25 protein-coding genes are annotated in these 25,999 nt (G+C 43.7%); 16 read left to right on the top strand and 9 right to left on the bottom strand.

Annotated features, from left to right (window positions below; translation table 11 throughout):
- Positions 1-5: 5 nt before the first annotated feature.
- A complete protein-coding gene (gspC, locus tag GQS54_RS03780; RefSeq protein WP_166422662.1) occupies positions 6-938 on the bottom strand; it encodes a type II secretion system protein GspC in 933 nt (310 codons plus the stop codon).
- A gap of 504 nt (positions 939-1,442) precedes the next feature.
- Here gspC and GQS54_RS03775 point away from each other — a divergent pair.
- Positions 1,443-1,847 carry a S4 domain-containing protein gene (locus GQS54_RS03775; protein WP_205967605.1) on the top strand — a complete coding sequence of 135 codons (405 nt, stop codon included), beginning with the start codon at positions 1,443-1,445 and terminating at the stop codon, positions 1,845-1,847.
- A gap of 33 nt (positions 1,848-1,880) precedes the next feature.
- Positions 1,881-2,774: an Hsp33 family molecular chaperone HslO gene (gene hslO, locus GQS54_RS03770; protein ID WP_166422661.1), complete on the top strand. Its 894-nt coding sequence runs from the start codon at positions 1,881-1,883 to the stop codon at positions 2,772-2,774.
- Between the two features lie 24 nt (positions 2,775-2,798).
- Here the strand turns inward: hslO and envZ are convergent, their stop codons facing one another.
- Together envZ and ompR are read right to left on the bottom strand one after the other, a co-directional pair.
- Positions 2,799-4,097, bottom strand: coding sequence for a two-component system sensor histidine kinase EnvZ (gene envZ / locus GQS54_RS03765; RefSeq protein ID WP_166422660.1), 1,299 nt, complete (start codon positions 4,095-4,097; stop codon positions 2,799-2,801).
- Between the two features lie 27 nt (positions 4,098-4,124).
- A complete protein-coding gene (ompR, locus tag GQS54_RS03760; RefSeq protein WP_166422659.1) occupies positions 4,125-4,847 on the bottom strand; it encodes a two-component system response regulator OmpR in 723 nt (240 codons plus the stop codon).
- 407 nt (positions 4,848-5,254) lie between these two features.
- Between ompR and GQS54_RS03755 the strand changes: the two genes are divergently transcribed.
- Both GQS54_RS03755 and GQS54_RS03750 read left to right on the top strand, forming a co-directional pair.
- Positions 5,255-6,160: a phosphoribulokinase gene (locus GQS54_RS03755; RefSeq protein WP_158771905.1), complete on the top strand. Its 906-nt coding sequence runs from the start codon at positions 5,255-5,257 to the stop codon at positions 6,158-6,160.
- A 114-nt stretch (positions 6,161-6,274) separates the two neighbouring features.
- Complete coding sequence (locus GQS54_RS03750; RefSeq protein ID WP_166422658.1) at positions 6,275-7,348, top strand: peptidase M42; 1,074 nt, start codon at positions 6,275-6,277, stop codon at positions 7,346-7,348.
- An 82-nt stretch (positions 7,349-7,430) separates the two neighbouring features.
- On the opposite strand, the gene GQS54_RS03745 is transcribed toward GQS54_RS03750, so the two are convergent.
- On the bottom strand, positions 7,431-7,652 hold the full coding sequence (locus tag GQS54_RS03745; RefSeq protein WP_166422657.1) for a hypothetical protein: 222 nt from the start codon (positions 7,650-7,652) through the stop codon (positions 7,431-7,433).
- Positions 7,653-8,040: 388 nt separating this feature from the next.
- Here GQS54_RS03745 and GQS54_RS03740 point away from each other — a divergent pair, with 388 nt between their 5' ends.
- The 8 genes from GQS54_RS03740 (at position 8,041) to GQS54_RS03705 (ending at position 15,057) form a co-directional block, all read left to right on the top strand.
- Entirely contained in the window at positions 8,041-8,997 is a 957-nt protein-coding gene (locus tag GQS54_RS03740; protein ID WP_166422656.1) for a hypothetical protein, read from the top strand.
- Positions 8,998-9,161: 164 nt separating this feature from the next.
- Positions 9,162-9,866: a spondin domain-containing protein gene (locus tag GQS54_RS03735; RefSeq protein ID WP_166422655.1), complete on the top strand. Its 705-nt coding sequence runs from the start codon at positions 9,162-9,164 to the stop codon at positions 9,864-9,866.
- A gap of 10 nt (positions 9,867-9,876) precedes the next feature.
- Positions 9,877-10,596, top strand: coding sequence for a spondin domain-containing protein (locus tag GQS54_RS03730; RefSeq protein WP_205967604.1), 720 nt, complete (start codon positions 9,877-9,879; stop codon positions 10,594-10,596).
- 134 nt (positions 10,597-10,730) lie between these two features.
- Positions 10,731-11,450, top strand: a complete 720-nt coding sequence (locus GQS54_RS03725) for a response regulator transcription factor (protein ID WP_166422653.1) — start codon at positions 10,731-10,733, stop codon at positions 11,448-11,450.
- Positions 11,450-12,949: a HAMP domain-containing sensor histidine kinase gene (locus GQS54_RS03720; RefSeq protein ID WP_166422652.1), complete on the top strand. Its 1,500-nt coding sequence runs from the start codon at positions 11,450-11,452 to the stop codon at positions 12,947-12,949. Before GQS54_RS03725 ends, GQS54_RS03720 begins: the two co-directional genes overlap by 1 nt.
- Positions 12,950-13,005: 56 nt before the next feature.
- Positions 13,006-13,191 carry a DUF2065 domain-containing protein gene (locus GQS54_RS03715; RefSeq protein WP_158771913.1) on the top strand — a complete coding sequence of 62 codons (186 nt, stop codon included), beginning with the start codon at positions 13,006-13,008 and terminating at the stop codon, positions 13,189-13,191.
- 81 nt (positions 13,192-13,272) lie between these two features.
- Positions 13,273-14,571 carry an adenylosuccinate synthase gene (locus GQS54_RS03710; RefSeq protein ID WP_158771914.1) on the top strand — a complete coding sequence of 433 codons (1,299 nt, stop codon included), beginning with the start codon at positions 13,273-13,275 and terminating at the stop codon, positions 14,569-14,571.
- Between the two features lie 66 nt (positions 14,572-14,637).
- Positions 14,638-15,057 carry a VOC family protein gene (locus GQS54_RS03705; RefSeq protein ID WP_166422651.1) on the top strand — a complete coding sequence of 140 codons (420 nt, stop codon included), beginning with the start codon at positions 14,638-14,640 and terminating at the stop codon, positions 15,055-15,057.
- On the opposite strand, the gene GQS54_RS03700 is transcribed toward GQS54_RS03705, so the two are convergent.
- On the bottom strand, positions 15,054-15,716 hold the full coding sequence (locus GQS54_RS03700; RefSeq protein WP_166422650.1) for a YitT family protein: 663 nt from the start codon (positions 15,714-15,716) through the stop codon (positions 15,054-15,056). The genes GQS54_RS03705 and GQS54_RS03700 overlap by 4 nt on opposite strands.
- A gap of 413 nt (positions 15,717-16,129) precedes the next feature.
- Between GQS54_RS03700 and GQS54_RS03695 the strand changes: the two genes are divergently transcribed.
- On the top strand, positions 16,130-17,326 hold the full coding sequence (locus GQS54_RS03695) for an alanine--glyoxylate aminotransferase family protein (RefSeq protein ID WP_166422812.1): 1,197 nt from the start codon (positions 16,130-16,132) through the stop codon (positions 17,324-17,326).
- Positions 17,327-17,504: 178 nt separating this feature from the next.
- Positions 17,505-18,527, top strand: coding sequence for a patatin-like phospholipase family protein (locus GQS54_RS03690; protein ID WP_166422649.1), 1,023 nt, complete (start codon positions 17,505-17,507; stop codon positions 18,525-18,527).
- Positions 18,528-18,551: 24 nt separating this feature from the next.
- Here the strand turns inward: GQS54_RS03690 and GQS54_RS03685 are convergent, their stop codons facing one another.
- The 3 genes from GQS54_RS03685 to GQS54_RS03675 form a co-directional block, all read right to left on the bottom strand.
- Positions 18,552-19,421, bottom strand: a complete 870-nt coding sequence (locus tag GQS54_RS03685) for an ADP-polyphosphate phosphotransferase (RefSeq protein WP_166422648.1) — start codon at positions 19,419-19,421, stop codon at positions 18,552-18,554.
- 146 nt (positions 19,422-19,567) lie between these two features.
- Complete coding sequence (locus tag GQS54_RS03680; protein ID WP_166422647.1) at positions 19,568-20,362, bottom strand: formyl transferase; 795 nt, start codon at positions 20,360-20,362, stop codon at positions 19,568-19,570.
- Positions 20,363-20,561: 199 nt separating this feature from the next.
- The gene (locus tag GQS54_RS03675) at positions 20,562-21,296 is read right to left on the bottom strand and encodes an SDR family oxidoreductase (protein ID WP_166422646.1); all 735 of its coding nucleotides are present in this window, start codon (positions 21,294-21,296) and stop codon (positions 20,562-20,564) included.
- A 126-nt stretch (positions 21,297-21,422) separates the two neighbouring features.
- Here GQS54_RS03675 and GQS54_RS03670 point away from each other — a divergent pair, with 126 nt between their 5' ends.
- Together GQS54_RS03670 and GQS54_RS03665 are read left to right on the top strand one after the other, a co-directional pair.
- Positions 21,423-22,019, top strand: a complete 597-nt coding sequence (locus GQS54_RS03670; RefSeq protein ID WP_166422645.1) for a TetR/AcrR family transcriptional regulator — start codon at positions 21,423-21,425, stop codon at positions 22,017-22,019.
- 356 nt (positions 22,020-22,375) lie between these two features.
- Complete coding sequence (locus GQS54_RS03665; RefSeq protein WP_166422644.1) at positions 22,376-23,272, top strand: dienelactone hydrolase family protein; 897 nt, start codon at positions 22,376-22,378, stop codon at positions 23,270-23,272.
- 62 nt (positions 23,273-23,334) lie between these two features.
- Here the strand turns inward: GQS54_RS03665 and GQS54_RS03660 are convergent, their stop codons facing one another.
- Positions 23,335-25,908 carry a CotH kinase family protein gene (locus GQS54_RS03660; protein WP_240919820.1) on the bottom strand — a complete coding sequence of 858 codons (2,574 nt, stop codon included), beginning with the start codon at positions 25,906-25,908 and terminating at the stop codon, positions 23,335-23,337.
- Positions 25,909-25,999 lie beyond the last annotated feature (91 nt).

Genomic DNA, 25,999 nt, shown 5'->3' with positions numbered 1-25,999 from the left:
TCTCGTTATTCCTGTTCTGCATCGGGTAAATCTAAAAATAAGGTCAACAATTCGTTGTCACGGCTGACGGTAATCTGTAAGGACTGTGCTTGGCGCAATTCGCCCATCGCCTCAACGGCTTGTTGTGGATCGGTTAAATTCAAACCATTTATATCGGTAATCACATCGCCGCTTTTCAGGCCAGCGGCTTTAAATAAATCAGGCTTTTTACCCGGACTCACCCGGTAACCTTGTAACTCGCCATTTTGACTATGGGGCGCCACAGAAATAAACTCTGTGAAATTCGCTGGTTGCTGTTGAAGCATGCGCGTAGCTTCAATCACATCATCTGATAAAGTGACAACATCTTGCTGAATTGGTAAAGGGCTTGATTTGGACTTTTTCCGCTTTGGTGTTGCGGAGCGTTTATTATTTGCTTCGTCGTAATCGATGCCATCCAACATAAGTGTTTCATTCACGACGCCGTTTCGAATAATGACACGGTCTCGAAAAACTTCACGAAGGGTAGCATTGGTGCCGATAATTTTGTCTCCTAGGCCGTACGTTTCTTGACTGCCTTTGTTCTCGATAATGGCCGCGCCCTGATCTTTTATTGAACTGGTCACGACACCCGTTAAGGTCAAATTTAATCTTGTTTCGGGAGCATCGGTTACGGTTTGTTCAACTACGGGGCCTGCTTGAAAGTCACCAAACAAATTAAGTCGTTTTAATGTGTTCATATTCAAAGAATTATTTGAGCCACTGGTGATAGGCGCAATGCGCACAGCCGGCGTGTCAATTGCTGCGAGTTCGCTTTGAGGCATCAAGCGCCAGGTTAATTCCGCTAAATAAGCCAATAAAAAAATCACCAATAGCGCCACTACTACACGATTGATCTGCTGTTGATTTTTAAGCAAAACTAGCCAAAAATGATTGAAATTATAATTTGTAATAGTCATGTTCTCGCGGTTGAGCTTTATTATGCAAAGGCTTCGCGTTATTTATACGCATATTATTCTAATTTTTATCATGGGAAACACGCCTTAAACGCATCTAAAATTTACCACACTCGGTTTAAGATGAACCGTCGAGTAACGTATTAAGCAAAATCCTTATCACTTCTACCGTGCTCATGCCCCAATGTCTACCCGTGCCCGCTTTACCCATTGAGTATTTATAGCAAGAATAATCAATTTATATCCTCTTTACGATTACTCAAAGCCGTTACAGATTGACCTAGGAAAAATTGCCGACAGGATGCTAACGCTATCGTTAGCTTCTAATACGAGTACTATTTTCGTGGGTTAAGTTATCTTTTTTGAAGCTGTGGGCGTAACATCCCCAGATCATTTTTTTATTATTATTTGAATTACGCTGAATCCCCCCCAATGATAACCAGTAGGCACTGGGGTCACAACTCTATTAAGCAATCGTTACGAAAATATTACATATTGGTCATTTATATGCAAAACAGCAAAAATTCTCTTACAGAACAAAGTGTTCGCTTAGACAAGTGGCTTTGGGCTGCTCGTTTTTTTAAAACACGTTCATTAGCCAGAGATGCCGTAATGTCTGGCAAGGTCAATTATAACGGCCAACGTTGCAAACCTAGCAGAGCGGTAGAGCTCGGCGCCGAGATAAAAGTTCCGCAAGGTTTCGATGTAAAAGAGATCACCGTGTTAGAATTAGCTCAACATAGACGCTCTGCAGTACTTGCCCAGCTTATGTTTGAAGAAAAACCCGCAAGTATTGCGCAACGTGGAAAAAATACCGAAATGCGCAAGTTAAGTGCCTTTCATAGCCCGAAGCCCGATCAGCGTCCCGACAAAAAACAACGTCGACAAATTATTCAATTAAAACACCAGTAACCAGCCTACCTGCTGAACCATCGAGAAATTACTATGTCATTTGACCAACTTCACCGTTATCTTTTTAACCAAGTCCATGTTCGCGGCGAGCTTGTTCGCCTAGAGAACAGCTACCAATCAATTTTAGACTCTTACGCTTATCCTCCGGTTATTCAAAAATTACTGGGCGAATTAATGGCGGCTACTTCACTGTTAACAGCCACCTTGAAGTTCGAGGGAGATATCGCATTACAGCTGCAAAGTGACGGCCCAGTTAATTACGCGGTAATAAACGGTACCCATAATCAGCAGCTCAGAGGTGTAGCCCGCTGGGATGAGTCATTGGAAACATTGCCAACGGATTTTAGCGACCTTTTTCAAAATGGTTTGTTGGTTATCACCATTACCCCAACGGACGGTGAACGCTACCAAGGCATGGTTGCTTTAGACAAGCCGACATTGGCCGAATGTATCGAGAGCTATTTTCAGCAATCTGAACAGTTGGCAACCAAAGTAATTTTACGCACCCAACAAACAGATAGTAATGCCAAATCTTGCGGCATGTTTTTGCAGATATTACCCACCAGCAGTGAGTCTACATCTACTGCCGATACTGGCTTTGAACACTTAGCAAGTCTGACAGACACCATCAAGGATGACGAGCTATTTACCTTGCCCGCTGAAGAGATTTTACATCGTCTTTATCATCAAGAAGAGATAGAAGTGTATGCGCCATCTGACATAATTTTTAAGTGCAGTTGCAGCCGTGAACGTAGTGCCAATGCATTAGCCGCGGTTGAAAAGGAAGAGTTGCTTGATATCGTCGCCACTGAAGGCGCGATTAAAATGAATTGCCAATATTGCCATAGCGAATACCGATTCGATGAAATTGACGTACATGCCATTCACGCGGGTACATTTTCATTAGATAAAGGGCAAACCCAGTAACAACCTCGGCACTGCTCTTATAAATTAAGGGCAGGTGTGAGGTATATATACGCTTGCTATCAAACCACCTTCAGGGTGGTTTTTTAATGTCACTTCGCCGCTGTGCATATCGACGATACGCTTGATAATCGCCAGTCCTAAACCTGAACCTAAACTGCCCCGGGCCTTATCCCCTTGCGTAAAGGGTTTAAACAAGCCTTCTATTTGAGTATCTGGAATACCCGGTCCAAAATCTCGAATCGAGAAAAATAACAAGTTACGACCTTTATCAAAGCCCGAACGAATTTCGATATCTTCACTACCATAACGAAACGCGTTTTCAATCAGATTATCTAATACACGTTTTAGCGCCACTCTGCGCATGCACGCGGTAGGAATAGGTTTCAAATGCAGATGTATATTATGGTGTTCTTCGATATTTCGCACTTGAACGGCATCACGAATAAGATCATTTACATCCACGCTGACCATGCTTTCTTGCTGATCTTGGCGCACATAGTTAATAAACTGATCGATGATTTCGTTCATATCCTCAATATCGTTAACGATGCCTTCTTTTAGCCAATCTTGCGCTTCAGGCAGCATTTCAGTCGCTAAGCGAATTCGTGTTAGGGGGGTGCGTAAATCGTGGGATATCCCTGCCGTCAGTAACGCCCGGTCATCTTCTAACTGTTTAATGCCCTTGGCCATTTGATTAAATGCTTGGGTCACCGCCATTAACTCGGTTGAACCTTGGGCTTCTAATGGCGGGGGAATGTTGCCACGACCCACTTCGATAGCCGCATACTGCAATGCCTGTAGAGGTTTATTTAACCTGCGGACAAAAATCCAACCACCGGCGACACTTAAAATACCGATTACCAGCAAATAAATAGTTAGTGGTGAAATATCTGATTCACCATGACTAAGCATCGGAATGGTGACCCATACATTAGGATCTTGAGGCGGCTTTACCCACACTAAGTAAGGATTACCTTGGGTAATACGCACCTCTGATTCTCCGCCCAGTTTCAAGCTCATTTGACGCGATAAATAAGGGTAATAAATAGCCTGTTCAACGCCCTCAGCCAAGGCTTTTTCATTGCTTAACAAACGCATACCCGTGGCATCAAAAAAGCGTTTATGCAGTTCTGGATCTTTATGATCTATCTCTTCGATAAAAACCAAATTAATCTGCGTAGCCAACAGATTATTTATCTGCTGATAACTGGGGCGAATAAAGTAATAAGTAACAGACAGATACGATACCACCTGATTGATCAGTAACAACATACCAATCAGTAGTACCGTTTGTCCAAATGCACTTTTAGGAAGGAATCTCACGTTAAGTTAGCTGCGGTTGACGTTCAACTACGCACCGCCGCCATCGGGCACAAAGACGTAACCTAGGCCCCATACCGTTTGAATATAACGAGGACTAGCGGGATCTTCTTCTAACATGCGACGCAAGCGTGAGACTTGTACATCAATACTGCGCTCAAGTGCACTGTAATCACGTCCCCGCGCTAGATTCATTAATTTATCTCGAGATAATGGCTCGCGAGGATGAGTAACTAATGATTTTAAGACGGCAAACTCACCGCTGGTGAGCGTCATTGGCACACCTTCACTGGACATTTCCCGTGTTCCCAGATTAAGTCTAAATTTACCAAATTCGACAATTTGTTCCGCATGGGATGGCGCACCTGGTGCCTCAACCACTTTACGGCGTAAGACTGCCTTTATCCGAGCTAACAATTCCCGTGGGTTAAATGGTTTAGGCAGATAATCATCCGCCCCCATTTCTAAGCCGATAATACGGTCGACTTCGTCACCCTTAGCGGTCAACATCACAATAGGAATTTCGTTTTCTTTTTGACGTAATCGACGACAAATTGATAGGCCGTCCTCGCCAGGCAACATCAAATCTAGCACCATCAAATGGAAGTTTTCGCGCTCTAACATGCGATCCATTTGCTCAGCATTGGCGGCAGCTCGTACCTGATAACCTTGCTCAACTAAATAACGCTCAAGCAGGCTACGTAAACGCATATCATCATCTACGACTAAAATTTTTGTGGTTTCTTGTCCCATTATCGGATCTCTTTATCACAGTAGCCTCACTATAAGGTAAAGTGCTGAAATACCAAAGCATCCTCTGATTTCAGTACGCTTTGGTTTGTTACAAAGTTTGTCCCATTTTCCATATATTACGGCAGTTATCAGCCTACACCACAACACATCAATTCATCCCACGACGCATTACTTAACTATTTTACGCGCTGTGCACTAGTCATTTAATCTGTTTAAGTATACAAAATAGTCTTAATCTAGCGTAAAAGTATGTCCTTATTCGCGTGTATTCCTTGCTCAGCAAGGTTTCGCCCTAAAAATTTGCCACAAAAATTTACATATAAACCACAACTAAATACGAATAGCCCTTGACCCAAACTAGCCGCTTGCTTATAAATGGTTGTCATTTTTTCTGTCAAGAAACATACATGTCTGTAAAACACCCAATTATCGCTATCACTGGTTCGTCCGGCGCCGGCACCACTTCAACTACAAATGCGATCCGTCATATATTTCGTAACTTGTCGGTTAATGCCGCTGTGGTCGCAGGGGATAGTTTTCATCGTTTTACACGCCCAGAGATGGAAGTCGAAATTCGTAAAGCCCAGGAACAAGGTCGACATATTAGTTACTTTGGACCCAAAGCTAATGACTTTGTAATGCTAGAACAACTATTTAGCGAGTATGCCGAGACGGGAAGTGGCAAACATCGACACTATCTGCATTCATTTGATGAGGCCGTGCCGTTTAATCAAATGCCAGGTACCTTCACTCCATGGCAAGAATTACCCAGCAACACAGACGTACTCTTTTACGAGGGTTTACATGGAGGGGTGGTTACGGAAGAAGCCGATGTCGCAACCCATGTTGATTTATTGGTGGGCATGGTACCTATCGTTAATTTAGAATGGATCCAAAAAATTGTTCGTGACACTGCAGAGCGAGGCCATTCGCGTGAAGCTGTCATGAGTAGCATAGTGCGTAGCCTAGACGATTACTTTCAATACATCACACCACAGTTTTCGCGCACCCACGTTAATTTTCAGCGGGTACCAACGGTTGATACATCAAATCCGTTCAGTGCTCGAGAAATTCCTAGCCAAGACGAGAGCTTTGTAGTGGTGCGTTTTCGCCGCGAAATGAAGACCGTTAACTATCCTTATTTGCTGCAGATGATCGAAGGCGCGTTCATGTCACGCATCAACACACTTGTGGTACCCGGCGGCAAAATGGGCTTAGCCATGGAATTAATTCTTACGCCCTTGCTTGAAGAAATACTCGATAAAAAGCGCCGTGCAGGTTTTCAAATGGATTGGGTCTCGGATAAGTCTTAACGCAATTATGACTTTCAAGGTCGATTGCGATCAACAATCGCTAGTTAACGTGCTATAACGCAAACTTCATCCGCTTTTTGCCATAATAGGCAGAACACTTTTAGGTTGTACACTATGCCCTATCCCTCCGCCGAGACTGGATTACCCTCAAGCTTTATCGAACTGCTCAGCAGCCTTATGCGCAGCCCCAGTGTGGTGGGTGCAGAGCATTCATTCTTTCGCGTATTACAACGAGAGCTAGAAGAACGTGGCGCCAATGTAACTTGGTATGAAGGCTTGCTGGTAGCTCAGGGCAATGCACCTGACAGCATGATGTTCTCGGCTCACATTGACCGTCATGGCCTGGTTTGTACCGGCCCTAACGAATTCCAATATGCCGCGTTTGTGGCAGGAGCTCGTTCAGATTTGTTGGGCAACTCGGTCAGTGAAAGCTTAATGCGGAAAATCGTCGACCGTTTTGACGGCGAATCAGTTTATGCCTATGAGCCATGGTCGGGCGCCTATCGCGGACGAGGTACAATAAAAGGTGCCTATATCTGTGAAAATCGTAATAACTTAATATTTGAAGTCGATGGCTTAGAACATGTTGTAGCAGGCACACCCGTGGCCTTTACTGATAAATTAAGCATTACTGATCAAGCATTAGTAGGCCAACTCGACAATATTCTCACTACTGCAGCCTTAGTACATTTGTTTGAAGGTGGCTTTCAAGGCACGGCTTTTTTTACCGCTCAAGAAGAGGCAGGTAAAAGTTGGCGTTATTTGCTGGAATGGTTCAGACGCTTCGGAGGCTCTACTAATCAATTAATCGTAGTTGATACCAGCCCCTATCCAGATTTACCCACAGCGGCGCAGCAAAATCTTATTTTGCGTCATAAAGACGCCAATGCGGTATTTAATCCACGCTTGACTGAGCGTTTAGTGTTGGAATGTCAGCGCCTTGGCTTAAGTTATCAATTTAAAGATACCTATGTAGAGGCGCAAAACGCCAAACTGATAGCCAACGGCGAAGCGCCTTATTCTTTGGGTGCAACTGAGTTGGGACGGATTATTTCAGCATCGAATGGCTTGGTAGACGGTACAACGTTGCAAGTGCCATCATCTGGTTACCACACCATGCAGGAGTCTGCGCCGTTAACTTCTGTCGTCGGTTTTTTGCATATGCTTGAAGTGTTAGCGAAAGGCTAAACAAGAAAAATATAAATTATAGATTGTCACAATAAGACAGCCACGCCTTAGGCGTGGCTAAGATATTAAGTCCAAATATGACTTAAATTTTATCAACCGCTTTGTAGCCTTCACTACTTAATTCATTGTTAACACACTCAAGCATGAATGTGCTTAGGCTTTGTCCGCCGGTACCATCTTCTTCTGCAATATCAGCACAATATTGCGTTAACTCTGCAATTAGCGCTGCATCGGCAACTTCGCCTTCATCAGCAACTGCACCGAATATAGTCAGTGATAACACCAATCCCAGTAAAAATTTCATAGATTCCTCACCAAAATAAGGATGCCTTTCGGCAATAGTAGAGTATTTTCTTGCAGTGATAAATGTCTGCAATCGGCGGATTTTTACGCCCAATTTTATATCTCGTCAAGATAAATTTTAACATATCTCAATAAAAAATTAACAACCCCAATACCTCACTATCTGAACAGCAAAAAAATTTATATTTATCATATTCTTACACTTCAAAAAGCGAATTAGAATCCACGCTAAAAATGTCTTTTTTTAACGACACTTTTGCGATATTTATTGAAGGTTCAAGGCTGTTGCTACGCGGTAACACTTTTTTGCACTTTGCTGTCGAATATAACCAAATATTATTGCTTTAGAACGGTATACTTTGCGCAACCACTTATATTACTTACTCTCGATGCTTACAAAAAAATCAATCGCTTTTCTGGTACTCGCAACTGTTACGATCTTCGTGGTCGTGCAAGGCTATCGTGTGTGGATGCTAAATAGCATAAAATTTATCAGTTTCGATAGCCGCCTGAAAGAAATTTCCGGTATTGAATATGATAAGAGACAGCGTCTTTGGGCGATTAATGATGGCGGTGATGCGCCGCGTTTATATCAGCTTGATGACAAAGGCGACATCGTCCGCAGCATCGAAATCACCAACGCCAAGAATTCTGATTGGGAGGATATGACGCAAGATTACTTTGGTCACTTTTTTATCGGCGACTTTGGCAACAATGATAATGATCGTGAATGGTTAACCATCTATAAAATTGAAAACCCTATCGATATTAAGGGTGATACCACCACCGCTGAAATAATCAAATTTACCTACCCGAAATTCAAAGCCGTGGCAGGCGAAAAACCGCGTAAAAATGTCCATTACGATGTTGAAGCGTTCATTTACTATAAACGCAGTTTGTATCTGTTTACGAAAAACAGAACCAGTCCTTTCGATGGCAAAACCCGTCTGTATCGCGTTGGCGACTATGCGGCAAATTTTGATGCCGAGTATATCAATGAATTTTCGACCTGCACCATTATCAAGGAATTGTGCTGGGTCACATCAGCAGCGTTAAGCCCGGATCGTACCAAACTCGTTCTGCTAGATTCAGAACGTCTGTGGTTATTTGAGAACTGGAAAGGAGACGACTTTTTTTCAGGCGATGCTTATCAAATCGATTTGGGCATAGTGACCCAAAAAGAAGCCGTAACATTTGCAGCCGATAACAACACGATTATATTCACAGACGAAGTATTTAACGGCATTGGAGGCAACGGTTACAGTATACAGCTCGATACAGCGGAGAAAATCCCCGTCCGAAAACAAGTAAAAAGGGCCGTTAAAGCCAAGCAAAACAAACCGTAGCCACCATTAAAAACTACGCAGAAACAATTAATCTATGTGCAAAAAACGCTTTTACGCCCGCTATTTTGACTAGCACAAAATCGTTTTCTTTCTGTGATACTTTCGGGACGTTTACCTATCAAGATTGTTAACACTTAAACAACAATCTCTCTATAGGAACGAACATGAAACGTATTAATATTCTATCTGCCGCAACGTTGTTGGCATTAGCAAGTCAACAGAGTCTGGCAGCAGACATCACTGTCGAAGTTCAAAATTTAACTCACGGCCTATACTTCACTCCTATTGCAGCGGCCGCCCATACGGCAGATGTAAGCTTATTTAAAGTAGGCGAAACGGCGAGCACCGAGTTACAAATGATGGCAGAAGGCGGCAGCCTCGATGGAATAACGACAATCGCTAGCGCAGCCAGTGCCGATATGATTTCAAATCCTGCTGGTGGTTTACTCGCACCTACAATGAAGGCATCCGCTGATTTAATGACGGCTGACGACAACGTTATGCTGTCAGTTGTAGCCATGATTTTACCCTCTAATGATGGTTTTGTCGGTTTAGATAACTGGGAAATTCCCACTGAAGCAGGTACTTACACCGTTTATTTAAATGCTTACGATGCTGGCACAGAAGCAAACGATGAGCTTCGCGGTAGTGGTGCACCGAGCATGCCGGGTATGCCTGTTCCTCCTCCACTTGAGCCACTGTTGGGTACAGGTGGCAGTGGTGTAGCGGGTGCTGATACTAATGCAACTGTTCATATTCACCGCGGAAACATAGGTGATGATTCACTCACTGATGGTAAAAGTGATGTGGACAACACCGTACATCGTTGGTTGAACCCCGTTGCCAAAGTAACAGTAACCGTCAGATAAGGAGACTGTGATGAAGAGCATTAAAAATTATCAAAAAGCGTTACTGATAGCGTTTCCACTGGCATTAAGTGCCTGTGATGACGATGACACCAGAGAAGTTATTGTTGAGGTCGAAGTTCCTGCGCCTGAAGTGGTGCCGGTTGATGTGAGCTATGACGTCACAGTAACAAATCTAACCAACGGTCAACCCGTATCTCCGCCAGCTGTGGTACTTCACACTGAGGGCACACTTTGGGCGTTAGGAGATGTGGCAACCGTCTCGTTAGAACGTATTGCTGAAGTAGGCGACTCTGCTGAGTTCTTAACCCAAGGCGCCGTTAGTGCTGGTGGAAGTGGCCCTATTACGCCTGGTGATAGCCAAACGATAAGTATCACTATTCAAGACATCACCAATGCCAAAATGACCATTGCTGCCATGTTAGGTAACACCAATGATGCGTTTAGTGGTTTAAGTGCTTGGGATTTATCACAACTGGAAGTAGGCGACAGCTGGACTACAAATAGTCCTGCCTATGACGCCGGTACCGAAAAAAATACTGAAACCGCAGAAACCGTACCCGGACCTGCAGGTAATGGTGAAGGTTTTAACCCAACGCGTGACGATACTGGCTTTATTTCTATGCACCCAGGGGTGGTAAGTGTTGATGACGGTTTGACCAACTCAACGCTTACTGTCGAACATAAGTTTGATAACCCAGTGATACGTATTCAAGTCACTCGTACCGAGTAATTTGGCCTTAATATCGTGTAGTAAATAATAAAAAATGGCACACGATTAATACACACGTAAATAAAAGCGCTGATCTTGTGAAAGTTTAGCGCTTTTTCATCGCTCTATATGTTTTTAGAATTGTGGTGAAACCAATGACTGATAAAATCCTCATCGTTGAAGACGATCTTGATATAGCAAATTTGATGCGCGTTAACTTACTAGAGTTGGGGATTGAAATTGATCACCAAGCAGACGGAAAAGTCGCCTTAAGCCAAGCACTCGAAAACGATTACGCGGTGATAATTTTGGATGTTATGTTACCTAACATGAACGGATTGGATATTTGTCGCAAAATTCGTGACGAACGTCCTATGCAAATCATCATAATGCTAACCTCTAAAACCTCAGAGACTGATCGAGTATTAGGGCTAGAGTTGGGCGCTGATGACTATATGACCAAGCCTTTTAGTGTACGAGAATTGCAAGCTAGAGTGCGTTCTCAGCTGCGAAAAGTGCACCTATTACAAGAAGCACAGCTCCCATCAGAACAAGTTGATACAGCCTTGCTCTTGGGCTCCCTGCGCATAGATCAAAAGAATCACCAAGTATTTCTCGCTGATCAAGAACTTGTGTTAACCGCCACAGAATTTGAGTTGCTGCACCATTTGGCCAGCCACCCCAGTCAAGTATTTAGCCGCAGTCAATTGTTGGAATCGGTATGGGGCTACCATCATAGCGGGTACGAACATACCGTTAATTCGCACATTAACCGACTACGAGCCAAAATAGAAACAGATGCCACCTCGCCCAAAATCGTCCAAACCGTTTGGGGTGTAGGTTATAAATTTAATCCTCAAGGAGTGTCAACCTAATGCGGATCTGCTTCTATCAGCGTCTCGCCATTTCATTAGTTGCAGTGTTTATGCTGGTCATGATTGCCTGCTTTTACTCAACCAATGAATTACAAAAACTGACTCAACAAGAAGCAGCACAGAAATTACATATCGGCTTGGCTGAACATCTCGTTAGAGATAATCCTTTGCTGAAGGAGGGCGTTTACGATTATGCAGCTCTGGGGAACCTTTTTCATACCTTGATGATTTTAGGCCCAAGCTTCGAATTTTATTACCTAGACCCGCAAGGTAAAATTCTTACTTACTCAGCCGAACCGGGCAAAGTAAAAGCCAAATCGGTTAATATCGCACCCATTAAAAGTCTCATTGGCGATAATCAAAACTTTCCTATCGAGGGCGACGATCCAAGACAGCTTGGCAGACACAAAATATTTTCCGCGGCGCCTGTTTTTAATGATGATAAGTTACAAGGCTACTTGTATGTGATCATTGGCGGCGAACGCTACGATTCAATATTGGCTAATCTGAAAAACAGTCAAAGTATGCGCGAGATAGCATTGTTTTTAGTCGTTGGATTGTTATTATTGTTAGTCGCGCTATTAGTCATTTTTAAGTACTTTACGTCCCCGCTTCAACGCTTAAGTGACGATATGGACAAAGTGCGCGCAGCTGATTTCCATCGGGAGCAGTTACCGCGAGATTTAGCGGTTTGGAATAAAAATAGCTACAACGAAGTAGACCGCTTAGGGTGTGCTTTCACCGATATGTTAGCGCACATCAATAAGCAATTTGATCAGCTCAGTCAAATCGACAGTCAGCGCCGTACCTTACTCGCTGACCTGTCCCATGATTTGCGTACGCCATTATCTAGCTTACAAGGCTATATTGAAACGCTGGCGATAAACGATGACACCCTATCAATTAAAGACCGAAAACACTTTACGGATGTATCACTCAAAAATGCTAAAAACCTTAAACACCTTATTGACCAGATTTTTGAGTTAGCTTATTTAGAGGGCGGTCAAGTAACGCTACACCAAGAACCATTTCCTTTAGGTGAGTTACTGCACGATGTCGCTGCCAAATTCGCCTTAGACGCCCAAGGGAAAAATATCCAAATTAGCGTTATCCCCAATGATTGTGAATATCACGTTTTTGCTGATATTGGCAAATTGGAACGGGTTCTCACCAACCTTATTGCTAATGCCATTCGACATACACCAGAATTTGGCAAAATTGACTTAGCCGTGGCTATTCATGATGAAAAACTGCGCGTGGATATTCGTGATACAGGTGTGGGCATAAGTGCAAAAGAAATAGCCTATATTTTTGATGCGCGCTATCAAGCGAGCAACACTGAAACAGATGCATGCAGTCACGCTGGCCTTGGCTTAGCAATTTGCCGAAAACTGATGAAATTACTTAATTCTGACCTAAAAGTAGAAAGTCAGTTAGGTAAGGGAACCTGTTTTAGTTTCGAACTGACCTTGGTCAACAGCAATGCCCTTACCCATTAGGGTGGGGGATTAATTTGCTATATCATATTCCGCTTGTTTCGTTTTAGAGCGTTTTTATGCTGCATACTCTACTTATCGCCGGTGCATTAGTGTTAATCATCGAAGGCCTTGGCCCTATGTTATTCCCCAACAAATGGCGCAATTACCTGCAACAGATGGTAGAACAGCCTGCAAATCAACTACGTAGCGTTGGTGGAGTGCTGGTCACTATCGGTCTAGTGAGCCTGTTTTTCTTACTTTAAAAATTAACCGAATTTAGTTATTCAGGTGGCGCGTTAAATTTGATAGGATCCCCGCCTAATTTTCTGACACTTCTCTAATCCATGGCTAAAAATGTAGTGGTACTCGGAACCCAATGGGGTGACGAGGGTAAAGGTAAGGTTGTAGATCTTTTAACTGATAAAGCGACTTACGTAGTCCGTTATCAAGGTGGACACAACGCAGGACACACACTGGTGATTGACGGCGAGAAAACCGTTTTGCACCTTATACCATCTGGTATTTTACGTGAAAACGTAACCTGTGTTATCGGCAACGGTGTTGTACTAAGCCCTGAGGCATTGCTAAAAGAAACCGCAATGCTTGAGGAACGCGGAGTACCGGTTAAAGAGCGCTTGCGTATCAGCGAGGCTTGTCCACTTATTCTTCCATTTCACGTTGAGCTCGACTTAGCACGCGAAAAAGCCCGTGGCGACAAGCCAATCGGCACCACTGGTCGTGGTATTGGTCCTGCGTACGAAGATAAAGTCTCTCGTCGTGGTTTGCGTGTTGGTGACTTGTTCAACCCAACAGACTTTGCTATCAAGCTAAAAGAAGTACTTGAGTATCATAACTTTATGCTGACCAACTATTATAAAGTTGAGCCAGTAAGCTATGAGAAAACACTTGCTGATGCATTGGCTGTTGCTGATGTATTAAAAGCCATGGTAGTCGACGTCACTGACGTATTGGATCGCGCTCGTTTACGCGGCGATGCCATTATGTTTGAGGGCGCTCAAGGCACCTTGCTTGATATTGACCACGGTACTTACCCGTATGTGACCTCAAGCAATACCACTGTTGGTGGCGTTGCAACAGGTTCAGGTTTTGGTCCTCTTCACCTCGATTACGTTTTGGGTATTGTTAAGGCCTACACAACTCGCGTTGGCTCTGGACCCTTCCCTACGGAATTAGATTGTGATGTAGGTCAGCATTTAGGTATAAAAGGCCACGAATTTGGTGCAACCACAGGCCGTAAACGCCGAACTGGTTGGTTCGATGCAGTGGCAATGAAACGTGCCGTGCAAATCAATTCAATTACTGGTTTCTGCTTGACTAAACTCGACGTACTCGATGGTTTAGAAACCTTAAGCATCTGCATTGGCTATAAACATGCTGATGGCACGGTCAAAGATGTTCCTCCTATGGCAGCGGATGATTACGATCTAATCACCCCTGTTTACGAAGAAATGCCAGGTTGGAGTGAAAACTCATTCGGCGTAACTGAGTATGCAGATTTGCCACAAGCAGCGAAGAACTACGTTAAACGCCTAGAACAATTAACTGGCGTACCAATTGATATTATTTCTACCGGCCCTGATCGTAACGAAACGATCGTTTTACGTCATCCGTTTGAAGTGTAATAAGCAATTGCTGTATTCTGAAAGCCGCTTTTAAGCGGCTTTTTTTATATCCTAAGGAGACCAACCATGCCAGTTATGCCGTTTCACCTAGCGATTCCGGTTACCAGTTTGCACGCAAGTCGAGGATTTTATGCTGATTTACTTGGCTGTGAACAAGGCCGTTCGTCTGAACAGTGGATAGACTGGAATTTTTTTGGTCATCAATTAGTCACGCACTTAGTGGCGGCGATGCCGAGCCGTCCAGCTCCAAACAACGTGGATGATAAAGCGGTGCCTGTACCGCATTTTGGCGTCGTACTGAAAATGCATGACTGGCAACGCTTAGCTAACCGTCTGCAAGCGGCAGAAATTGAGTTTGTGATTGCACCTTATGTGCGCTTTAAAGGCCAGCCTGGCGAGCAAGCCACAATGTTTTTGCTAGACCCATGTGGTAATGCTTTAGAATTTAAAGCCTTTAACGATATAGGACAGCTTTTTGTCAGCTAGTCAGATATTTTGGTTGGCTCTTGTACGGATTCAGTCGCCAGCTCTGCCATAGCTTCAGCGTAGTTACTATGATAGCGCCCAGGTTTATGGTTAACCGCTAAAATCACATTCATGGTCACCATACCTAAAAGTGAGATAGCCAACAGTACTGGATCCATAATAAATAATGCGCCGACTACAATGGTACTATCCACCACCAGTTGGAACGTACCCGCGCGTATCCCTCTACTGCCCTGTAAATAAAAGGCTAATATACCAAGGCCACCTAAACTTGATTTATGTCTAAATAGTATCAACATTCCCATACCAATTAACATCCCGCCAACCACGGCTCCAAAAAGAGGTTGAATATCGCTCAAAGAGATAAATAGATGCATATTCTCTACCAGCAATGACACTAATGTAATCGTCACAAAGGTATTAATGGTAAAGCGCCAGCCTAGTTGCTTAAGTGCAATATAATAAAACGGCAAGTTAATCAGAAAAAATAATAAGCCAAATTTTAACGGTACAAACTGACTGAGTAACAGTGCGATGCCAGCTGTCCCCCCAATTAATAAGTCCAAAGTTTTGAATATTGCCAACCCCAAGCTGACAAAAACTGTCCCGCTTAATATTGCTAATACGTCTTCATAAAATCGATGAGTTGAAGAATGCATACCTTTTTTGCTCCTAGATTAGCCAAATAAAGGTGATCGCTTACGAACCTTAAATTGCGCACATTTTAAACAGCTCGATAATTTCGAGGGGCGGGAGTGTACAGTAAAAATCCAAGCTTACCAGCTGAATCAAGGATTCCGTTAATGCAAAGTAAATATATGATATTTAATGTAAATTTAATTCTTGTTTAGCTTGGAATACCATCCAAATTAGGCGTACATAACAGATGTCACGCGATACGCCGATCCCAGCAAATTGTTTTTACGGATGCACTTTTGAGCAACCTATCGTCTTGGCAATGCGTTCACCATTAAATTTAATTGTTTCAAATTTGCGCTATGCGCGAATGCTGCTTGGCGATATGCTAGTGATCCTTTTTTTTATAAAGCCGTCGAAAGACTCAGGAGACCCAGTGTCGATTTGTGTGCCACAAGGAATTATTTCGCTAGATAATATTTTACCCGATGAACCATTATTGATGATGGGGGCAGGCCCGGTACCGATCCCGGCCAAAGTTGCAGCGGCGAACGGCATAGTGATAAACCACCTTGGCGACACCATGGCGCAAATTATCGAACAAGTAAAAGTGATGTCTCGATATGTTTTTCAAACTGAGAATGGTCTGATTTTAGGTGTTGCAGGTCCAGGCTCAGCCGCCATGGAAATGGCAGTGGCCAACTTAGTGCGCCCAGGCGACAAAGTACTGAGTATCTGTAATGGTTTCTTTAGTAGTCGATTGGCAGAAATGGCCGACCGTTTACAAGCTGACGTCGTAAAAGTAATTATCGATGAGCGGCAAACTGCTAGCGCCGAGTTGATTGAGCAGCACATCATTCGTACTCAGCCAAACGTGATGACAATAGTGCAAGGGGAAACCTCGAACACGGTACATAATGCTGAATTGGCAGAAATTTGTCGCATCGCCAAGCAGCATGACTGCATGGTGATTGTCGATGCAGTTTGCACCTTAAGCACCATGGAATTGGCAATGGATGATTGGGGCATTGATGCGGTGATAACAGGCGGACAAAAAGGCTTATCGTGTATTCCAGGTGTATCTTTGGTTGGATTTTCTGAAAAAGCCTGGGCCTTTATTGAGTCTCGCACCGATCAACTTCGCCACTGGTGCCTTGATGCTAAATTGGCGTACCAGTTTTGGTATAAAAAGTCGTATCACTACACCGCGCCCGTTTCAGGCATACTCGCCATACACGAAGCATTACGCTTAGTATGCATCGAAACCTTGCCAATACGTTTCGCTCGCCATCAAAGGTGCTCTAGGTCTCTACAAGCAGCTATAGAGGGTATGGGGTTGACGTTATATGTTCCACCGCATGCGCGTCTTAATTCAGTCGTCGGCATTCGCCTACCCGAGAACGTGATTGGCAAAGAGTTACTTAAAACCATGTCTAATCGTTATCGCGTTGAAATATCCGGCTCTTTTGGGCCCAATATTGTACGCATAGGTCAAATGGGCGAACAGTGCCGTACTCATAACCTATTTAGAACCATTCACGCCTTAGGTTCTGCATTTATCGACTTAGGTCACAAAGTAGATTTGCCCACTGGTATGTCTGCGCTAGAAAGTACCCTCGATAATATGCGCTAGAACCTTTTCCTGAGCATACAAAGCGGTAGGTCTGCCCTTTGTGTGCCATTTTAAATACGTATCTTTTTTTTCATCGTTTATGCTTAAATAACCCATAGGGATAGCCATTGCCTAGCTGTCATCGTGCTGTATTTCCCTTGGGTTACAACGGACTAATCAGAAATCACAGGAGAAGCGTATGTCTAAGCTCATACTTTCATTAGATGGCGGCGGTATCCGCGGTGCAGCCACTACCCAATTTTTAACGCATGTCGAAAAAGCCCTGCAAAGCACTCATCAAAAATCATTAAGAGATTGCGTCGATTTTTATGCTGGCACCAGCACCGGCAGCCTAATTGCTTTAGCCTTGGCCACGACCGACATGGACATTGAAGATATTAATAAGCTGTATAGTTACCCTAACGCTAAAAAAATATTTATTGAGAACCGCGGTTTTCTAGAAATAGATGGCCTAAATGCACCTAAATATGAGGCCAAAGGCAAAACTGCCATGCTCAAGAAGTATTTAGGTCAGGCTAAAATTAAGGATGTACCAGAGGGCAAACATGTATTGGCGATTGCTTATGGCATTGAACAGCGTCGCCCTTATGTTATTAAGTCAACCCGTAGCGAATTTCAGAATTTACTCTCGTATCAGGTTGCGGATGCGTCAAGTGCAGCACCCACGCACTTCCCGACCCGAGATATGCGACTTCCGCCGGACAACGAACAAGCATGGATGGTCGATGGTGGCGTAATAGCTAATAACCCGACCATGTGCGCGATTGCGGAGGCGTGTCGTTTATGGCCTGACAACAAAAGGCGCGTGTTATCGGTCGGCACAGGAACGCGTACGCGCAAAATTAACGGCCCGGACTCGCGTAACTGGGGAGCCCTGCAATGGATGCTAAAAGGTTGTATTATTGATGTATTAGCAGACGAAAAAGTGGTTGGTTATCAAGCTATCACTATCTCACCACCGGGTAGCTATATAAGAGTAAATGCAGAAATGCGCGCCCAGCCAGGGTTCGATAAGGCACCGGATGATGCGCTAGACGATATCAGCCAAACCAATATTAAACGCCTTAAGGGCATGGGAGATTTTTGGTTTAAGCAGTATGGTGATGCCGTTGTCGACTTGTTGAACGATAGTTACAGCGGCCCATCACTCGATCGAATCAATCCCGAGACCGGCAAACCAATGACTTATCAACCGGGTTAACAATATCAGGCTAAGTTAAACAACTCATTCTGCCAACTGCGTGCGTAAACGTTGTAATTCTTGTTTACGCACCTCATCCACTTCCGGATAGTGCATATTTAATGACGCAAACGTCTCAACTATTGTTTTAGCAATAATTAAACGGGCATTGCGCTTATCATCTGCGGGAATAACATACCAAGGTGCCTCTTTACTCGTGGTTTGACTAATACAATCTTCATAGGCATGTGTATATTGCGGCCAAAATTGACGCTCTTTAATATCTGCATCGCTGAATTTCCAATTTTTATCTGGGTTATCAATGCGCGCCAAAAACCGTTTACGCTGCTCTTCTTTTGACAAATGTAAAAAAAACTTAATCACGCGAGTACCGTTGCGGTGTAAATGCTGCTCTAGATCGTTGATAGAACGAAACCGCTCATTCCAAATGTCCTTTAAGTGCAGCGCTTCATCAGGAATATTTTGACTGTGCAGTATCTCAGGATGCACACGGGCAATCAGCACTTCTTCATAATAAGAGCGGTTGAAAATACCGATACGACCCCGTTCTGGTAATGCCACATTCGAGCGCCATAAAAAGTCATGTTCTAACTCGTTTTGACTGGGGTGCTTAAAGCTGTGTACTTGACAACCCTGAGGATTAACACCCGACATAACATGACGAATAGAGCTATCTTTTCCCGCTGCATCCATTGCCTGAAAAATTATCAGCACTGAATGCTCGTTAGATGCATAAAGCAAACGCTGTTGATCACTCATCTTGCCGATTTGTTTTTTTAGCTTTTGTTTGTAATGGGCTTTTGAGGTGTACAATGGGGCTATAGCTGTGGGTCGCTGCGTTAAATTACACGACTCACCGTGGGCGGCTTTAAAATCTGCTGGATTAATTTTCATATTTTCCCTTCTTTTTCGTAACAAAAGCAACTGCCACTATAACCATAAAATGATCTCAAAATATGTGCTGTGTCAATTCATTGCGCGAAGGCAAATGGACATAGCAATACCCTAGCAGTAGTCCACAAATAATCTTATTGATTAGCCTAGCAGTAATGCTGATGAATAAATGTCGTCAGTTCATCTTCATTCACTAAACTCAATCCTTGGTCTTTAAACTTTGTCAGGTCCTGGCTATCAGGAAATGAAAAATATTGACCGCCAATTTGTTTTGTCAGCGATAAGCTTTTACCTAAGGCTAAAGTTGATACCGCTTCGCTCAACAGAGCGATGCCCTCAACATACAATTGTAAAACATGCCATAAATAAGACTTGTCAGGTTCTACTTCAAGATGTGATTGGGCGACGATTTGGCCGGTATCGATACTTGCATCATCAATGAAATGTAACGTAGTGCCGATTTTATTTTGCCCATGTAACATCGCCCAAAATGTCGCCATAACACCACGATAATCAGGCAATAAACCCGAGTGTAAATTCAATACACCAAGACGAGGCAAGCTCAGTATCTCTTGCTTTAAAATACTGCCATAACGAATAGACAATATTAATTCTGGCTGTAAGGCACTGATTTTTGCTAAACCGTGTGGGCTATTGATGACATTTAGCGCTTCAACAGGTTGCACCAATATACGGTTCATTTGCGCAAAACTCATAAACCCTTTATGGCTAGGTAGCTGCTCAAACAGAGGCGACAGTAATTCATTGAATAAAGTTTGTTCAAAAAACTTAAGGGAAACAAGTTCAGGGGGTTTACTGCTATTACCACCGACTTTTGCAGATAAAAATAAGCTGACGCTGTGCTTTGACAGTTGCGGAAGCAGTAGATTTAACGCGTAATTACTGGCGAGATCTCGGTTGGCTAAAATAACAATATTCATACAGGTCGCTTCTTTATTACTGCAATGACAATGAGTAAACCATTTATTCAATAGAAAGAAAATTGGCTTTAGCAGCAAAGAACAAAAGGGATAAAGAACAAAAAGCAGGGGTCTAGAATACATTAATTACAACACGGAGCTGAGTATAAACCCCAGAACCGCGCTGCTGTGTTGGCTAATGCGAATTTACGCTATAGCCTTATAAAGATAAGTCACTGGTGATGATCGCATCTGAGTAGCTTTGATAAGCCGCTTCGAGCTGCTTCGCCACTGGATCAGGAAACGAGTGGAAATCGCCATTATTTAGCGCAGTAATAATCGCTTCTGAAACCACGGTTGCACCTGGTGCACCTTCAAAACCGGCTGAATCACCCATCTCGGTGCCAATTGGTCCTGGGTGTACGCTCAATACACGAATGCCCTTGTCAGCCCATTTGTCTTTCAAGCCTTGGGTAATCGAATATGATGCCGCTTTAGATGCGCAGTACGTAGCAATATCGCCGAAGGCTTTAATCGATGCGATAGAGTTCAATTGCACCAATACGCCTTTATTACGCTCTAATGTTTCAGCAAAAGCGTTGGCTACGCGCATCAAACCAAATACATTCACATTGATTTGTTCCATCAAAGATTCTTCTGCGTTTTCAGCCAGGGGTGAAGTCACATGCATAATACCAGCGTTATTAACTAAAATATCCACGTCGATGGCTTGCTTAGCTAAACGTTGAATAGATGCTGTATCCGCAACATCAGCAGCTAATGTAACAACCTTGTCACCGTATTGCGCTTCGATTTCTTTGGTTGATTCAGGGTTGCGTACTGCTAGATAAACCTTAGTCGCGCCATTTTCGATTAGTGAATCTACTATTGCTTTACCAATACCACGATTGGCGCCTGTGACTAGTGCAACTTTGTCTTTTATTGCGTCGCTCATTATTTTGCTCCTGTTAAGGTTTAAAGTATTTTAAGTTGTACCGATCGGTAACGTTGATTAATCTTATACCGATCGGTAACATACGTCAAATACATTTCTAAATTGATTTTTACGAGGTTCATAGCGATGAGTGGTAAACGTACTTTTGATGATGAAAAAGCACTTGAGTCTGCTATGGGCGTGTTCTGGAAAAAGGGCTACGCGGGTGCTTCGCTAGCGGAGCTAACCCAAAGCATGGGGATCAACAAACCCAGTATGTACCGCACCTTTGGCAACAAAGAGGCGTTATTTATTAAGGCTACCCAAAGATATATCGAGAAAAATGCCCAACCGCATTTTGCGCATTTGCATCAAGATGGCGTCTCGTTAGTACAGCGTATTAAACATTACATGACATCAGTGGTAAGCGAGCAGTGCACATCAGAAAACCCCAAAGGATGTTTCATATTTTTATGCCAAGGGGAGATAGCCAGTGGCGATATGCCGGAGCTTCCTAGCAACTTACTGAATCAGGCGAGTCAAAAAATTCAAGATGCGTTAGTTGAGGTCTTCAGCCATGACCCAGAAGCGATTAAACTTGGACTAAATACCCGCGCAGCGAGCATCGCGTTATGTCTCGCTACCACGCTCAGAGGAACAGCCTCTATGGCCCGAGCAGGAGTACCGTTAAGTGAATTGAAAACAGTTATCGAGCATAGCCTTCGTGGTATAGGCTTATCTTAGTAACAGTCAAAATGGCTATCATTTTGACTTGATGGACGCGCTGTCCTGCATTTTTGCCAAGCATGAATAAACACACATTGGTCTTTTTGCAGCAATCGATTCACATCAGGTATCGATGGAATAAACCCTATTCTTTAAGAGACAAGCCAGCCTAGCCTTTAACTTCTACCCTTCTCGTTTTCTCACCCTTACTTGTTACATTTTAAAACAGTTATCCCGGCTTTGTGTTTATGTGCCTATTGAATTCTTATGCGTATCGGCAGATAGTCAATTAATTCAATATTAATCAATATGGTCAATGTTTAATCTTGCCACTTTACAATCAGCGTACATAATCAACCCCTAGGAGAAACCCAATGTCACATATCGATCCCAAACATATCCCCCAGCAAGCTTTTGATTGGTATGATGAATATGCCCACGGAGATATGGACAGGCGTACCTTTATGTCACGTTTAACATCATTGTCAGTGGCCGGGTTAAGCATTGGCACCCTAAGCGGCGCACTCACGCCTAATTATGCGTTGGCTGAACAGGTCTCCTTTAATGATGAAGCCATAACCGCCAGCTACCAAAAATTCCCGTCGCCGGATGGTTACGGCGAAGGCCAAGGTTACTTAGTCTTACCTAGCAAATTGTCAAAATCCGCCCCAGCTGTGTTAGTTGTACATGAAAACCGTGGTTTAAACCCGTATGTAAAAGACGTGGCCCGCAGATTAGCCAAAGAAGGCTTTATTGCCTTTGCGCCAGATGCATTATTTTCACTGGGCGGTTACCCAGGAAATGATGATAAGGGCAAAGAAATGCAGCGCAGTATGGATCGTGAAAAAATTGAAAATGACTTTATCGCTGCTGCCAACTTTATTAAGCAGCACGAAAAAACAACTGATCGATTAGGCGTGGTAGGTTTTTGTTTTGGGGGGTATATCAGTAACTTTTTAGCCGCTAAAATACCCGACGTAATTAATGCAGCGGTGCCGTTTTATGGCACCCCCGCCGCGGAAAACTTAGTGAGTCAAGTTAAAGGGCCACTCTTGCTTAATTTCGCTGAGAACGACAGCCGAGTGAATGCAAGTTGGCCAGCATACGAAAGCACATTAAAAGCGAATAAGGTGGACTATCAAGCGCATATTTACCCTGGCACCCAACACGGTTTTCATAACGACTCCACCAGCCGCTATGACCCAAAGGCAGCGGAGTTAGCATGGTCGCGCACAATCGCTTTTTTTAAAACAAATTTGCTTAACGGCTAAATAAAAAAAGGGCTGAACATGTAAAACTGTTCAGCCCTTTAAAACACCGGGAGCAAACCTAATTAGCGGCTACAGAAACCATTCCCGTTGCCCGCTGATGCGATAGTGCCATTCAGCTGTTGCGTCATGTTTTCTACTCGGTAATTAATGAACGATGTTAATCCGTAAAAGCGCCCCACGGTAGTGGTTTGATTTTGCTCATATTCAGAAAATGAATAAAAAGCGCTCGGATCATTAGCCACATGTTCACTAATCAGTATGTCAATATTGGCTACCCGCTCAGCAAATGCACTGCTAGAAAGTGGTCCATCGATAAGTTGATTTAAGTAATCATGGTAGGTATCTAGGTTATCACTGCTCGCTAATGCAAGTGCCACTAGGGGTTTATCAGCAAGGGCGCCGTCAGTGGGCTCATCGATATACAATTCACGAATATCAGCACTGTTACACCCTTGACTAAAGGAACCAAAAGACTCGTTTAAATCCCATGGCAACATGGTAAATACGTTATCTTGATCATAGATATAATAGTTATGGGCAAGCGAGCCGTGATAACTATCAAGGTTCGATAACGACACGCTAACAGATAAATAACGCAACACAGAATCTTGGTCAATTACACTTAAACCATCCCTGTATTCCATGTCATAAACAAAGTCCATAAGTGCGCCGTTGTCTGAACTGTCTTCGTTAGTCTTTAATTCCACACCGCTGTAACTCGAAAAGTTGTCATCTATGTATTGTAAATCGCTACCTGTGCCATCGGGTTTGTATAAATCGCCATTCGTATTACTGAAATGCTTAGCAAGAAACTGCTCATTGACAAACTCCACCAGCAAATATAGTCCTTTCAATTCGTCATTCACATAGACATTAACGTAGCTATGATCAGGGGCTGCCACGCCCATTTCGTCCATCAATTCGTAGGCTATATACTCGCGCATATAAGATGGGTCGTTGTACATATTATTGAGCACAAACTTTTTCATGCCCAATAGCTTTTGGCCGCTCACGTATTCATTCACATCTATATTAAAACTAAAGCGTTCGCTATTTGACTGGTAAACAGATTGCAGGCTTGAATTACCCTTAGTGCGTATCGCTACTTCATCCAGCGTTACGCCTTTAAAAGTCACCGATGTAAGGTGATATTCTTCATCTAAGGCATTATCAAGAAGGTCTTGCCATTGGTCTTCGTCGATTTCAAAATAAATAGATTCCACTACATCTTTGGCGTAGATATCAGGCAGTTGATTGGCCGTCCCTTGGGTGACAGCTAGCGTGTTGATTGCCCAGCTTCCGTCGGTTGTTAGCCCATAACTGTATCCTTGTGAAACATCGCTTTCTTGCCACTCTAGGTAATCGACTGTCTCATCATTCTTGATTAAGCTCAATTCGTCCTCTTTGCCTAGCTTAAAGGGCACATAGTCACTGCCAGGGTCTTCATCGGTGGCATAGATGACCATATATCCACCCGCTTCCAGGGTAACCTCAGGCAAGGTGACAGGGTCGATATCATCACTGCTATCTAGCACCTGAAAATCACTCAGTAGGATAGCGCTGGCGCTGTTGTTATATAGCTCAAACCAATCATTGCCGTCATCTTCGGCCGAGGCCACGACTTCGTTGATGACCAATGGACCATGACTGGCTAAACTATTGGCTGCCACAGGCGTAGGCGCGAGGGTAGCCGTTGCATCGCTGCCATCTGGATATCGACCATAACTAAACCCGATTAGCGCCTCGCCGCTATCCCAGCTAAGTTGGTCAATTAAATCTGTATCAAGAAACAAGCTGACTTCATCAGATGAGCCCAGTTTAAAGCCAACCGTAGCAAAATCGTCTAGTTCATCGGTAGTGGCATACACTCGGTAGAATTCCCCCGCGGCAATAGTTACATCAGGCAATGAGAATAACTCCCCCCCTTCGTCACTAACGGAATAATCCCCTAAGAAAACAGCGTCGTCGCCTGAGGCGTAAAACTCAATCCAGTCGTATCCGTCATCAGCGTCTTTAGCAACAACTTCATTAATACGCAGTTGGGCGTCGTTGTTAATAATGGTATCCGTTACCACGACATCTTCAGTCAACTCTTCATTGGCGGCACCTTGAGTGGGTAACATGGTTTGCGCACTGCCCGTGCCATCAACATACAGACCATAGCTGTAGCCTTCTTCGGCCTCACCGTCTTGCCAATCTAATTGGCTGATCAGTGTATCGCTCTCATATAGATAAACCGCGTCATCGCCGCCCAATTTAAAGGTCACATAATACCCGCCATCAGGGGGCGTATCGCTTTCATCGATGGCTTGAATAACCAAAAATTCGCCCGCGGACAAGGCAATTTCCGGCAGGGCTTGAAGCGCGTGATCGGCACTATCATCTACCAGCGAGTAAATAGACAGGTCGGCAATATCTGTATTCGCATAGAGCTCAATCCAATCATTGCCATCATCTGTTGCTGCAGCGACAATTTCATTCACAACCAATGCCAGCGACGTGCTCTCATCAGTGTCGCTATTATCAATAATGTCACTCTCGGTGCTGTCAGAGGACGAATCAGAAGAACCACAGGCACTCAGCGAGGCAGTGATCATTAAAACCACTAAAAGCCGATATATGCTGGATCGGGTCATGAAAATATCTCCGCAATCAAAATTTATCAAATCAATTGACCTAACCTAGCGGATAAGTTTGTAGTAACCGTGCAGTAAATAAGGAGATTTC

The sequence above is a fragment of the Paraglaciecola sp. 20A4 genome, from assembly GCF_011378905.1.
In the GTDB taxonomy this organism is placed as follows: Bacteria; Pseudomonadota; Gammaproteobacteria; order Enterobacterales; family Alteromonadaceae; genus Paraglaciecola.
Note: the sequence above shows the minus strand (reverse complement) of the source record. Positions and strands in the feature narration are given on the sequence as shown.

Bases quoted from the DNA above. Each gene is read 5' to 3' on its own strand.
- gspC (WP_166422662.1), bottom strand. From the start codon at position 938: ATGACTATTACAAATTATAATTTCAATCATTTTTGGCTAGTTTTGCTT.
- GQS54_RS03775 (WP_205967605.1), top strand. From the start codon at position 1,443: ATGCAAAACAGCAAAAATTCTCTTACAGAACAAAGTGTTCGCTTAGAC.
- hslO (WP_166422661.1), top strand. From the start codon at position 1,881: ATGTCATTTGACCAACTTCACCGTTATCTTTTTAACCAAGTCCATGTT.
- ompR (WP_166422659.1), bottom strand. From the start codon at position 4,847: ATGGGACAAGAAACCACAAAAATTTTAGTCGTAGATGATGATATGCGT.
- GQS54_RS03755 (WP_158771905.1), top strand. From the start codon at position 5,255: ATGTCTGTAAAACACCCAATTATCGCTATCACTGGTTCGTCCGGCGCC.
- GQS54_RS03750 (WP_166422658.1), top strand. From the start codon at position 6,275: ATGCCCTATCCCTCCGCCGAGACTGGATTACCCTCAAGCTTTATCGAA.
- GQS54_RS03745 (WP_166422657.1), bottom strand. From the start codon at position 7,652: ATGAAATTTTTACTGGGATTGGTGTTATCACTGACTATATTCGGTGCA.
- GQS54_RS03740 (WP_166422656.1), top strand. From the start codon at position 8,041: ATGCTTACAAAAAAATCAATCGCTTTTCTGGTACTCGCAACTGTTACG.
- GQS54_RS03735 (WP_166422655.1), top strand. From the start codon at position 9,162: ATGAAACGTATTAATATTCTATCTGCCGCAACGTTGTTGGCATTAGCA.
- GQS54_RS03730 (WP_205967604.1), top strand. From the start codon at position 9,877: ATGAAGAGCATTAAAAATTATCAAAAAGCGTTACTGATAGCGTTTCCA.
- GQS54_RS03725 (WP_166422653.1), top strand. From the start codon at position 10,731: ATGACTGATAAAATCCTCATCGTTGAAGACGATCTTGATATAGCAAAT.
- GQS54_RS03720 (WP_166422652.1), top strand. From the start codon at position 11,450: ATGCGGATCTGCTTCTATCAGCGTCTCGCCATTTCATTAGTTGCAGTG.
- GQS54_RS03715 (WP_158771913.1), top strand. From the start codon at position 13,006: ATGCTGCATACTCTACTTATCGCCGGTGCATTAGTGTTAATCATCGAA.
- GQS54_RS03710 (WP_158771914.1), top strand. From the start codon at position 13,273: ATGGCTAAAAATGTAGTGGTACTCGGAACCCAATGGGGTGACGAGGGT.
- GQS54_RS03705 (WP_166422651.1), top strand. From the start codon at position 14,638: ATGCCAGTTATGCCGTTTCACCTAGCGATTCCGGTTACCAGTTTGCAC.
- GQS54_RS03700 (WP_166422650.1), bottom strand. From the start codon at position 15,716: ATGCATTCTTCAACTCATCGATTTTATGAAGACGTATTAGCAATATTA.
- GQS54_RS03690 (WP_166422649.1), top strand. From the start codon at position 17,505: ATGTCTAAGCTCATACTTTCATTAGATGGCGGCGGTATCCGCGGTGCA.
- GQS54_RS03685 (WP_166422648.1), bottom strand. From the start codon at position 19,421: ATGAAAATTAATCCAGCAGATTTTAAAGCCGCCCACGGTGAGTCGTGT.
- GQS54_RS03680 (WP_166422647.1), bottom strand. From the start codon at position 20,362: ATGAATATTGTTATTTTAGCCAACCGAGATCTCGCCAGTAATTACGCG.
- GQS54_RS03675 (WP_166422646.1), bottom strand. From the start codon at position 21,296: ATGAGCGACGCAATAAAAGACAAAGTTGCACTAGTCACAGGCGCCAAT.
- GQS54_RS03670 (WP_166422645.1), top strand. From the start codon at position 21,423: ATGAGTGGTAAACGTACTTTTGATGATGAAAAAGCACTTGAGTCTGCT.
- GQS54_RS03665 (WP_166422644.1), top strand. From the start codon at position 22,376: ATGTCACATATCGATCCCAAACATATCCCCCAGCAAGCTTTTGATTGG.
- GQS54_RS03660 (WP_240919820.1), bottom strand. From the start codon at position 25,908: ATGACCCGATCCAGCATATATCGGCTTTTAGTGGTTTTAATGATCACT.